Annotated in this window: 14 protein-coding genes; 1 reads left to right on the top strand and 13 read right to left on the bottom strand. The window is 69.4% G+C overall.

Translation table 11 applies throughout. The features are described from left to right. The coding region (locus ACIRDX_RS16700; protein ID WP_396626573.1) for an erythromycin esterase family protein at positions 1–872 on the top strand (872 nt) is incomplete at its 5' end. A gap of 15 nt (positions 873–887) precedes the next feature. Here the strand turns inward: ACIRDX_RS16700 and ACIRDX_RS16695 are convergent. The 13 genes from ACIRDX_RS16695 to ACIRDX_RS16635 form a co-directional block, all read right to left on the bottom strand. After that, positions 888–1,265 (bottom strand): VOC family protein, encoded by a 378-nt coding sequence (locus tag ACIRDX_RS16695; RefSeq protein WP_396626572.1) that lies wholly within the window; start codon positions 1,263–1,265, stop codon positions 888–890. A gap of 36 nt (positions 1,266–1,301) precedes the next feature. Next, positions 1,302–1,688, bottom strand: coding sequence for a VOC family protein (locus tag ACIRDX_RS16690; protein WP_396626571.1), 387 nt, complete (start codon positions 1,686–1,688; stop codon positions 1,302–1,304). A 9-nt stretch (positions 1,689–1,697) separates the two neighbouring features. Continuing rightward, a complete protein-coding gene (locus ACIRDX_RS16685) occupies positions 1,698–2,108 on the bottom strand; it encodes a DUF6855 family protein (protein ID WP_396626570.1) in 411 nt (136 codons plus the stop codon). Between the two features lie 68 nt (positions 2,109–2,176). Next, entirely contained in the window at positions 2,177–2,782 is a 606-nt protein-coding gene (locus ACIRDX_RS16680; RefSeq protein ID WP_396626569.1) for a GNAT family N-acetyltransferase, read from the bottom strand. Positions 2,783–3,046: 264 nt separating this feature from the next. Beyond that, positions 3,047–3,292 carry a hypothetical protein gene (locus tag ACIRDX_RS16675; protein ID WP_396626568.1) on the bottom strand — a complete coding sequence of 82 codons (246 nt, stop codon included), beginning with the start codon at positions 3,290–3,292 and terminating at the stop codon, positions 3,047–3,049. A gap of 136 nt (positions 3,293–3,428) precedes the next feature. After that, positions 3,429–3,977 carry a hypothetical protein gene (locus ACIRDX_RS16670; RefSeq protein WP_396626567.1) on the bottom strand — a complete coding sequence of 183 codons (549 nt, stop codon included), beginning with the start codon at positions 3,975–3,977 and terminating at the stop codon, positions 3,429–3,431. Positions 3,978–4,051: 74 nt separating this feature from the next. Beyond that, positions 4,052–4,888 (bottom strand): alpha/beta fold hydrolase, encoded by an 837-nt coding sequence (locus tag ACIRDX_RS16665; RefSeq protein ID WP_396626566.1) that lies wholly within the window; start codon positions 4,886–4,888, stop codon positions 4,052–4,054. Between the two features lie 46 nt (positions 4,889–4,934). Continuing rightward, complete coding sequence (locus tag ACIRDX_RS16660; protein ID WP_396626565.1) at positions 4,935–6,392, bottom strand: FAD-binding oxidoreductase; 1,458 nt, start codon at positions 6,390–6,392, stop codon at positions 4,935–4,937. A gap of 17 nt (positions 6,393–6,409) precedes the next feature. After that, positions 6,410–6,805 (bottom strand): nuclear transport factor 2 family protein, encoded by a 396-nt coding sequence (locus tag ACIRDX_RS16655; RefSeq protein ID WP_396626564.1) that lies wholly within the window; start codon positions 6,803–6,805, stop codon positions 6,410–6,412. A gap of 143 nt (positions 6,806–6,948) precedes the next feature. Beyond that, positions 6,949–7,578: a class I SAM-dependent methyltransferase gene (locus ACIRDX_RS16650; protein WP_396626563.1), complete on the bottom strand. Its 630-nt coding sequence runs from the start codon at positions 7,576–7,578 to the stop codon at positions 6,949–6,951. Further along, entirely contained in the window at positions 7,575–8,135 is a 561-nt protein-coding gene (locus tag ACIRDX_RS16645; protein WP_396626562.1) for a hypothetical protein, read from the bottom strand. The genes ACIRDX_RS16650 and ACIRDX_RS16645 overlap by 4 nt, the downstream gene beginning before the upstream one ends. Positions 8,136–8,214: 79 nt before the next feature. Beyond that, on the bottom strand, positions 8,215–9,975 hold the full coding sequence (locus ACIRDX_RS16640) for a hypothetical protein (protein WP_396626561.1): 1,761 nt from the start codon (positions 9,973–9,975) through the stop codon (positions 8,215–8,217). Positions 9,976–10,168: 193 nt separating this feature from the next. Then, a partial coding sequence (locus ACIRDX_RS16635) for a GNAT family N-acetyltransferase (RefSeq protein WP_396626560.1) occupies positions 10,169–10,646 on the bottom strand: 478 nt, incomplete at its 5' end.

Here is a 10,646-nt window from a genome sequence, read left to right as displayed (position 1 = left end):
GGGCGATCGAGGCGCGCACGGCGACGCAGGAGCAGCTCGACAACGCCATCGGGCGCTTCTGGTGGACGCGCGAGCTGGCGCCTTGGCGGCGCTCGCTGCTCGAGGCCGCGGTCACCCGACGAGTCACGCTCGGCGGGCTCGATGATCAGGTCAGCATCACGTCCCGGTACGCGCTAGCGACACTGCCCGCGCTCGTCGCGTCGGCGTCGCCAGCGCCACGCGCCGCGGAATGCCGCGACGCCATCGACCGGCACCTGAACTGGACATACGACGCGACGCACCCGTTCGACGACGCCGAGCGACAGCGCTTCTACACGTGCGCGCAGGATGCAGCGACCGCAGCCGCGACCCTCCCGTCGCTGGACGCCTCGGACCGCGCCATGCTGGAGAGCCTGGCCAGATACGCGGGTCGGCAGCGCGCCGACGGCACGCCCGGGCGCGACGCGTCGATGTTTCGCACGCTGCAGTGGCACCTCGAACGCCTCCCGGCCAACAGCCGCGTCGTCGTGTGGACGGCGACGGTGCATGCCGCGAAACAGCGCGGCACGTGGCCCGAGATGCCACTCGGTGCGCTGGCTGCCGAGCGATGGAACGACCGCGTCGCGGCCATCGGGTTCACGGCAGCGAAGGGCACCACCGCGATGGCCGGCCGCCCTGCACGTTCGCTCACCCCAGCGGAACCGGGCTCGCTCGAAGCCACCGCCACGCGCGACACCACATGGGCGCTGCTCGATGCCACCGCGCTGCGCGGACTCGGGCAGGTGCCGTCGCGCCTGCTCGGTGGCGTGAGGTCCGCGACATGGGCCGACTCGTTCGACGCCGTCGTCGTGATCGGCGAGGAGATCGCGCCCACGTTCGATCCGTGGAAGTGAGCTGAGGCCGAGGGCTCAGGCTGGGACTTCGGTCAGGGAGAGCAGGTTGCCGTCCGGGTCCTTGAACCAGGCAACGCGCGCGCCGCCCGGGGCGTCCCAGATGTCGTTCGCATCCTGCTGCAGGAAGGGATAGCGCTCGAAGGCCACGCCGCGCGCGCGAAGCGACGTCACCGTGCCAGCCGCATCGGCCACCTGCCAGCCCAGGGCTGTGAACGGCTGCGGCTGAAAGTCCGGCACCTTCTGCACCCGCAACGGCGTGCCGGCCATGTCGAACACCAGCGAGAAGGCATCCTCCGACAGCAAGCGGAGGCCGAGCGTATCGCTGAAGAAGGCGCGAGCCAGATCGGGCCTGGCGGAGGCGATGAACGCAACGGGGGCACTGGCCTGGAGCATCGGGTGACCTCTCTGACATGTGACGAATCGCGTCCCTCACTGGCCCGCAGGCGGCTGCCACAGCTCGACCTTGTTGCCCTCGGGATCGATGACCCAGGCGAACGTGCCGTAGTCGGACTCGTCGATCTTGTCCAGCACGTTGCAGCCCTCGACCTTCAAGGCGTCAACCAGCGCACGCACGTCCTCGACGCGGTAGTTGATCATGAAGCTCGAGGTGCTGGGCGCGAAGGCGTCGCCCTGGTCCGAGCCAATCGACCAGATGGTGGTGCCGCCCACCGGCGTGCCGCTCGCGTCCGTCCAGGTGAACGCCGTCCCGCCCCATGGCTGCACGTCGATACCGAGGTGCCGCTTGTACCACGCCTGCAGCGCCGCGGCGTCCCGTGCCTTGAAGAAGATCCCGCCGATGCCGGTGACTCGCTTCATGTGACCTCCCTACTTCGCCCGCATCCTGTTGTTCCTCGCGTTGTGCTCGAGTTCGCACACACCCAGTGCCTCCATCAGCGGCGGCACATACACGGCGAAGCGACCGCGCAGGCCCTTCTTGAGGCCGTACCAGCCACCGATCGGGTTCTCGGCAGAGCGCCCCCAGGCTTCGACGGTCCCGTCCTTGGCGGGCTTCTGCTCATCGGCGCCGCCGAGTTCGACCCAGTCGCCCGCCGCCGTGAGCATGGCGTGCAGGTCGTCGATGCACCGCGCGTCGTAGTGCAGCACCGTGGTGCCCACCGTGCACACGAGGATGCGCATCCCGTCCTTCTCGTCGACGTGCATCGTGTACTCGGACGTGCCCGGCGGCGTCGTCAGCACCCAGGGCGTGTCCTTGGAGCGGTTCGGCAGGTGGCTCATTGATCGTCCTCTCGGAGTGTCGCCGTACGGGAGAGCGAGGGTCGCGAGGCGCGCGGCAGCGTGGCCGCTCAGTGAACGCGGTACTCCAGGGTCGTGGCCGCTGAGAACCCGACCAGCCACCGCAGGTAGGCGAACTGCGAGGTCCGAGTCGGCACGAATCCCAACCGCTCGTACAGTCGCCGCGCCCTCTCGTTGGTGTCGATCACGTCCAGGCGGATCGTACGGAAGCCCTCCGTCGCGGCGAACTGCGTGAGCCGCTCCAGCAACCTGGTGCCGATGCCAGCGCCACGTGCCATCGGCGAGACCGCGAGGCCGTCCATCAGGAGTTCTCCTTCCTGTCGGCCTCGATGGAACAGCGCCAGTACGGCGAGGGCGCGGATCGCAGCCGGTGTTCCCAGCCGCGTCCGCAAGAGCGCGAGGTCAATCCCCGAGGTCAACGCGCCTCTTCGGGTCGCGAAGCCCGCAATACCGAGCACGTGCGTCCCACGAAGGGCAACGAAGCCGTGGGAGGGATCGAAGCCCTCGGCGAGCACCCTCACGCGTGACGCCGCGTCGGGGATGGCGAGCGCCAGCTTGGCGCCGAACGCGGCGTCGTAGAGTCGCGCCACGTCCGCGCGCAGCGCGTCGGGGAACCCCCGGGAGATGGTGAGTTCGTCAGGAGTGCTCGATGACATGTGCACGGCCTCACATGCAGCCACCCACGCTGTGTTGAACGGTTGGATCTCTGGTGCGACCCTGACACGCGTCGCGGGAGGTCGTCAAGCAAGCGCGACAGTCCGAAGGCCACGGACGGTCGCATTTGTCACACAGTCGTCACAGGATAACGTCCTGAGGCCGGTCCACCCCTCCAACGAACGCGGCGACCCAGAACGCGAGCACGCGGGCCATGCGAAGCCGTGGTGACCAGTTCGATTCAGCAGACATGTCGTTCCCGGACCTCACGCCTCGAGCTTCGCCCTGATGCTCAGGTAGGTGGCCAGCGCCGTCTGCGCGACGACGCCCGCGGTCCACGCCATCGAGAGCGGTGGCGTGGCGAACTGCAGGAGCAACGCCGTCATGAACCAGAGTGCCGTCGGAATCGGCCGCACCAGCAGGCCGTTCTCGAAAGCGAACCAGCCCGTCCCCGTCGACACGAGCGCGGGGATCCAGAACATGAGTGTCCAGATGTCGAACAGCAGCGCCATGCCCTGCTTCCTCTCCGCTCACGGCTTCGACATGGTTGAACAACGGGCAGGAGCTCCCAGCCAGGTCGCGTGCGGCGACCGAAGGCGGCCTTCGGGTCGTTACTCGCGCACCTCTCGGAGACAGCCCACCGGGACGTCACAGGCGCTCCAGGCGCTTCAGATGCGTGCTGGCGCGCCCGGCCACCGATCGTCGTGGATCTCCTGCGAGTGCCTCCAGTCGTGGTCGGAGCCACGTCCTCAGCGCCGCGTCGTCACTCGCCCACTCGGTCAGCGCCTCCATCGTGGTGTTCAGGACGATCCAGTCGTGCCAGTCCTCGAGGTTGGACGTCAGCAGGCGCTTCGCACGGCGCTGCTGCGCGGCAGTCATTCGCGCCCACAGCATCCGGAACAGCGTCGCCAGCGTCCACTGCGTCGACGCCTGGCGGATGCGGGCGACGTCGTCGATGAGCGCGTCGATGTACGGGACAACCCACTCGGGTTCCTCGCGAGCCACGCGCTTCATCGCGTTGGACACCCTGAGCCGCACGATCTCGTCCTGGCTGAAGTAGCAGCTGTAGAGATCGGCGAGCCTCGAGGCATCGGCCAGCACCAGGTCGACCACTTCGACCGTGCGCCCGAGGGAGTTCGGGTGCCCCCCGGTGAGCATCTCCTCGAACTCCGCGTTCGGCGCAATCCGCTCCTTCACGCTGACCTCCGCGCGTGCACTGACGAATCTTCCAGGTCGCACCAGCTCCATCGCCGATCGACGGTCTCAACGCCTCAGCCGTTGCGCGTTGCTCCGTTCGAGGTTCCAGCCCGCGAGTCCACCGCCGCGAAATGCTCGCGTAGCCACCCGTTGACGCGAGCCGCGTGGGTGATCGGGAGTCCGTGCGAGGCATCTGCGACCTCGATGTACCGGGCGCCAGCGATCCCGTCGCGCAGGGCGTGCCCTGCCCGTGGCGGCGCGATTGGGTCGTGGGCGGCGTTCATCACGAGGGCCGGAACGCCACGCAATTCCTTCAGTCGCTCCGTCAGGTCGACTGCACGCATCGCCCGCAGCTGCGCCGCGGCCACTGGCGGCTGGTCGGCGAGATCATGGCCGAACAGTTCCGCGAGTTCATTGGCGTCGGCCGTGGCTCCGGGCGGTAGCACGAGCCGCAGGAACCCTCGGCGACGCATGGACCGGGTACCGACCCTCGACCGCAGGCCGAACCAGGCCATCCGCGGTGTGAGCGGCGCGACGGTCTTGTGCCCGGTGAACGTGCAGAGAAGCGACAGGCTCCGCACGCGGTCCCGGGCATCGAGCGCCAGTTGCAGGGCGACCAGCCCTCCGAGCGAGTGACCGACGACGTGCGCAGACGTGATCTGCTCGGCATCCAGCACCGCCCGCGCATCGTCGGCCATCTGGGCGACGGTGATGTTCGCGCCGACGGGCTGGCTGCGTCCCATGCCGCGATTGTCGAACGACAGGCAGGTGTAGCCGTTCGAGAGAGCGTCGGACTGCGGACGCCAGCCGCCCCCCTGCACCCCTACGCCCTGGATGAACAGCACCGCAGGGCCAGTGCCCGCGATCGAATACGCGATCCGACAGCCGCGATGCTCGACCACACGATCCACATGCCCCCCTCAGCACCGGCCGATGACCAGCCGCGGACACTCCGCGCTAGCCCGCGGCGGCAGGTCGAATGTTCTGGTTCGATCGAAACAGGTTCGCCGGGTCGTACCGTGCCTTGATGCGCGCGAGTCTCGCGTGGTTCACGCCGTAGACCTCGCGGATGCGCTCCGGGGAACTCGGCCCCAGGTAGTTCACGTAGGCCCGGCGCGCCCACGGCCGCAGGGCCGCACCGTACTCCGCCACCCACTGCTCCGCCCTCGCTCGCTCCTCGGGACGATGCCACTCGGCCGACACCAGGCTGCTGAGCCCCACGCCTCGCAGGGGATACGCAGTCTCGGTCATTCCGGTTCGCGCCGCCACGCCGTTCGAGAGCCCCATCAGGATGTCGCCGACACCGCGTCCGGCGATCGCCGCGCGCGCCAGCACGTCCACCAGCCGATCATCGGTGAGGCCCTCGAGGAACGCGCCGTCGACGGCCAGCGCCGTCGTGGCCCACACCTCTCCCTGCGGTGTGGGGGTCGATGTCCCCATGACAGGCTCCACGGACTTGAACGCGGCCTTCCACTTCGCGAGATACGAGGCCGCGGCCTCGGGGGTGCCATAGTGCCCGCAACCGACCATGGCGCCCGTGTCCTTGTCGACGAGGAAGAGCGCACGCACCTCGTCAGGCGTGTCGCGAATGAGCTCGCCGAAGGTCCGCAACGCGCCCGCGATGTCGTTCCATCCGACTTGAAAGCTCGCCCGTTGCAGGGTCAGCAGCGGATGCAGCCGGAAGTCGAGCCGTGTGACGACGCCGAAGTTGCCCCCGCCGCCGCGAATCGCCCAGAAGAGGTCCTCGTTGCGACCGGGCCCGAGTTCCAGCACGTCGCCGTCGGCGGTCACCAGTTGTGCGCCGATCACGTTGTCGCACGCCGTGCCGTACAGCCCGCGGGGCGACGTGTCGCCGCCCGCCAGCGCGAGGCCCGCGACGCCGACGTCGCCGCACGCGCCCATGGGCGTGTGGAGTCCCAGCGGCAGCGTCGCGGCCAGCAGCTCCTTGATTCTGGTTCCACCACCTACCGACACCACTCGGCGGTCCCGATCGACGGTGACCGTGTTGAACGCGGCGAGATCGACCTGCAGGGCGCCATCGGCCACGCCGAACCCGGCGTAGCTGTGCCCGCCACCACGGATCGCGACCGCGACATCGTGCCGCCGCGCGAACTCCACGCAGCGCCGCACGTCGTCCACGCCCTCGCAGCGCGCCATCGCCAGAGGACGACGGTCGTAGGCGAGGTTCCACACCTTCCTGGCCTCGTCGTAGAGCGGCGAGCCGTCGCGCAGGAACCGGCCACGAACCTGTCGGGCGAGCGCGTCGAGGTCGGCTGCGGCCCCGTTCGACGCCAGTGCAGCCGAGGCGCCCGTGTGCGCACAGGCCCCCAGCGCCAGCGCGCCAGCACCCGCGACTCCTCTGGTAATGAAGTCGCGACGGGTCCACGAGGAACGATGGCGTCGATCAGCAGGCATCGATGGGTACCAGCGGACTATTCGCCCTTGAGCTGACGCTGGTACTCGGCGGCGTCGAAGTGGCCGTCGGACTTCAGCAGCAGGCCGTTGGGTCCGAACGTCCACCGCTCGTACCCGGTCAGGCGCACCGCACGTCCCGTCCCGCCGGGGCCGGTGTTCGTGCCGGTCCATATCCAGTGGAAGACGGTGACGTCCCCCTCCTGCTGCAGGGACTCGAGCCGCACCGTCATGTCGGGGAACGCCTCCATGTACGCGCGTGCCGTCGCCACGACGGCCGCCCGTCCCTCGGACGCCGATCCGTTCACGACGAGCGAACCGTTTTCCTCATAGAACTCCCCGAACGTCACGGGATCCTTGCCGCTCCACGCGGCGGCATACCGGGTCGCAAAGCTGGTACGGTCGACGGTCGACACGGGCGCGTCCTTCCGAGTGCAGGCCAATGAGATCGAGAGCACGGCCATCGCCGCGCAGACGAGGAGCCACGTGCCGCGAACGCGCGTTGCCAGATGCATGGGTGCGGCGATGGTAGGACGATCATGCTCGATGCGGCAATCCTTCATCGCTCTGGAACGTCGAGGTCCAGGGTCGATGGCGTCTTCTCGACGAAGTAGTAGTGATTCCCGCCCTCGTCCTGCGCGTCGTCGACCCACGTGAGACCAGCGTCGCGCAGCAATCGCTCATAGGCTGGCGCCCCGAGCGACTGCGAAGGACGCCCCGTCATGGCATCCAGCCACTCGAGGGGCTGGCTTGGAGCCGTGAAGAGGAAGCGCCCGCCGGGCACGAGCGCGCGGGCCACCTTGTCGATCACGAGCGCCTGCGCCCCGGGTTCCAGGAGGAACAGCAGGCCCCAGGCGAGCACGCCATCGAAGGTCCGGCCGAAGAACTCGGACGCTTCGACCGTGGAGTGCTCGATCGGCACGCCAGGAAAGCGCTCGCGGAACGCTGCGACCATCGTCGCGGACGCCTCGACGGCGCAGGTCGCGAGACCCGCTTCCTGCAGGATCCGTGTGCCCGGCTCGCCGGGCCCCGAGCCCAGGTCGAGAACGGTGGCACCTGGCGGAAATCCCTGCGCCCATGCGCGCACCGTGGCGGCGCCGATCGCATCGCCGACGATGGGTCGCGTGCCGCGTCCGGCCACGTAGAGGTGCGCGATCGCCTCGTAGCCGTTGGATCCATCAGCGCTCACCGGTGTCGACCTCGCGCGGAGAGCACGGGCCAACGCCGCGACAGGCCGACAGCGTGCGCGAGGCCGATGAGCAGGCAGATGCATGAACTCCAGACCCAGAACGTGGGACTGTTGCCACCCGGGGCAAGGGCTGCCAGGAAGAAGCCCCCCACACCCCGACACAGGTAGACCGCGGACACGGCCACCATGACGGTCTTCAAGAACGGGAGCACCGGGAGATACCCGGCTGCCGACGCAGCGTAGGCGGCCCACACGGCGAGGACGAGCGCGATGCCCAGCGTGATCGTCGCGGGATACCAACTGCCACTCGCGGCCAGGCGGGCCATGCCCTCACCGGCGCCGAAGAAGCGGTACCAGGACGGACCGCCGGCGATGATGGCGACGTGCGTGAGCGCCGCGGCGGCGCTCGATGCCGACGCCAGCAGGAGGAGGCCTGAGCCTGCAGGGACTGGCCGACGCCAGCACTCGCTCGCGACGCTGTGCATCACCGCGTGGATCGTAGCGCCTGCAGCCACCACGTGCCACACGACCGCAAGGGCGATGGCGTGGTTCGCCATCGTGGAGAGATTCGCGAGGATGTCGCTGGGGCTTGGCAGGTCAGGCCTCGACTCCTTCTGCGATGCTGCGGTGGGCGCATCAGCGCTCGGCCCGCTCCTTCACGCCGAGCAGCATGCGCCGATCCATCGCGAAGCCGATCGGCTCGATGGCCGCGCCGAACGCGAGCCGGGTGGCGAGATCCTCGGAGGTCGCCGTACGGTAGCGGCTGATGAAGCGGCAACGGTTCGGCCCGAGCGGCTCCAGGAAGAAGAGCCACGTCGTGTCCACCCAGGGTTTCCCCTCGGCCCGTGCGGCCGGGTCGGGTGCGCCGTGGGCGAGCCAGTAGCGGCCCCCCTCGACCTCGACCACGGGGATCGCCGGCATCTCCGGGTGGAGCCGGAGGCCGTCGCCGACCTTCACCTCCCATTCCGGGTGCACGCGCTCGGCGTTGCGGACGTCGCAGCCCGCCAGGTTCTCGAGCCACTGGTAGCTGTAGAAACCTCCCTTGTCGGCGCCGATCTGTGCGATCCACGGCCACACCGCTGCGGCGGGCGCGTCTATCTCGACGCCGTGGGTCCACGAGGAACTCGGCACGGGGACGCGCTCGTCGCCCGGATAGGGTCGCGCCGCGATCACGTCGTCGACACCCCAGCGCCGCTGCCCTGCGCGCAGGAACGGTGTCAGCATGGCCGATGCCGCGACGGCGGCGCCGCCGATCCCTTCGACGACGTCGCGCCACCCGTCTCTGGCGCGGCCCTCCGCCCTCCGTTTCAGGTTGTGGAGCTGCACCGTCTCCATGAGCTGATGGGCAGGCATCATCCACGACGCGTGGAGCTTCAGGTGCGGCGAGAACGCCGCCCGGGCCCGGACAGTGAGGCGCGTGTGGGCGGCGTCGAGAGGCTCGAGCGAGAAGGCCCAGGTCACGTGCCAGAAGCGCTCCGGCCGGGCGCCCGCGAAGGGGAGCTGGCGCTTCGCCTCTGGGTCGAAGAGGCCGCCGAGGACGAGCGCACGGTCTGGATCGATCGACAGGACCTCGAAGCCGTCGGTGCCGTCGGGCGTCGCCGGGATGATCTGCCCCACCGCCAGGTGCTGGAACTCGGGGTGGAGCTCGCGCGCGCTGGGCACGCCGGCGTTGTCGAGCGAATCGAGCGAATAGAAGCCGGCGCGCCCGCCCCCCATCTGCACGAGCCAAGGCCAGATGCGCTCCGCGGGCGCGGCGATGGTGACGCCGTGCGAGACCTGGCCGCTCGCGTCCGCCAGCAGCGCATCGCCGGGCAGCGGCCGCTCGTCCTCGCGGTCCTCGGGCCTCCCGTGCTCACGCACGAGGGCGCCGAGCAGGGTGCGGCGGATCAGGTGCGACCCCGGCCCGACCACGAGCCAGTAGCGACGGAAGCGCTCCCAGGAGGCGTCGTCTGTCGCGTCAACCCGCACCTCCATGTCGACTCGACTGCCGCCGGTGCCCCACGGCGACACGCGCAGGGCCCACGCCACCTTCACCCAGCCGGCCTCCGAAAACGCGGCATAGGCGGCGGCGTCCGCAACATGGACGAACGGGATGTCGAGCTGCCAGACCTGCCCGATGGCGCCGACCACCACCTCGCGCGGATTGTCGATGAGGACCTGGAAACCTGGGCGATCGGGCGAGGAGGCGAGTGCGTCGATGCGCAACTGGACCTCGTCCACGGTACCCGTGATGCGCGACGGGAGCGTCCGGATGGCGAAGAGCGCCTTCACGAGTCTCGACTGCGCGAGGTCGCCGTGGCGGACAAGGGCCCAGGCCTCCGCTTCGGGCAGCGCCAGCTCCACGCCGCTCAGCTCGAGTTTTCGCGGCATCGGCAGAACCAGGTCGAGGGCGGTCATGGTGATCTCTACGTCGTCAGATGCGAACGAATCAGGGCTGCAGGGTCGCCCCAGGTGCATGCAGACACGTGCATGCAGGCTCGACACTGCGCATCCCCGCGTGGATCGTGTGCCCTGCCCTTCCTGGGGCCGGCCCCGTCGACCGTGGCGAATTGCGGCGGGCCGTCGCCCCAGTCACTGGAGGGAAGCTCGATCATGGTGCCGTGTACCCGTCGTCTGGTGGTGGCGAGTCATCGTCAGGGCGGTGCCCGAAGGAGAAGATGGTGACTGGAGCCGGGTCGCCCCCAAGGGCGCGATAGAACGCGAGCGCGTGGTCATCCTCGTCGTCTGCCGGGACGAAGGCGACGAGCACGCCAGCGGCAGCAGCCTCGCGGCAGAGGGTCTCGACAAGGAGCCGCCCTACCCCGCGGCGCTGGTAGGCCGCGTCCACGGCGAGGTCGTAGATGAACAGTTCGCGTGTCTCGTTGCGCGTCATCGGAAGCACGTGCGCGGTGATGCCGCCGATCGGCCTCGCGTCTTCGAGCGCAGCCATCGCCCAGAAGTCGGCGCGTTCAAGCAGCGACGCGACATACGCCGCGGTGAGCTCGCCGTCGCCTTCGGCAAAGACCTCGGCCATCAGCCGGAACGTCTCGCGTGCGAGAGCCACATCGGCCGGACCGAGCCGCCTGACC

It is taken from the genome of Luteitalea sp., from assembly GCF_044337415.1.
Taxonomy (GTDB): Bacteria; Acidobacteriota; Vicinamibacteria; order Vicinamibacterales; family Vicinamibacteraceae; genus Luteitalea.
The sequence above is the reverse complement of the archived record's forward strand: the minus strand, read 5'-3'. Positions and strand labels throughout refer to the sequence as shown.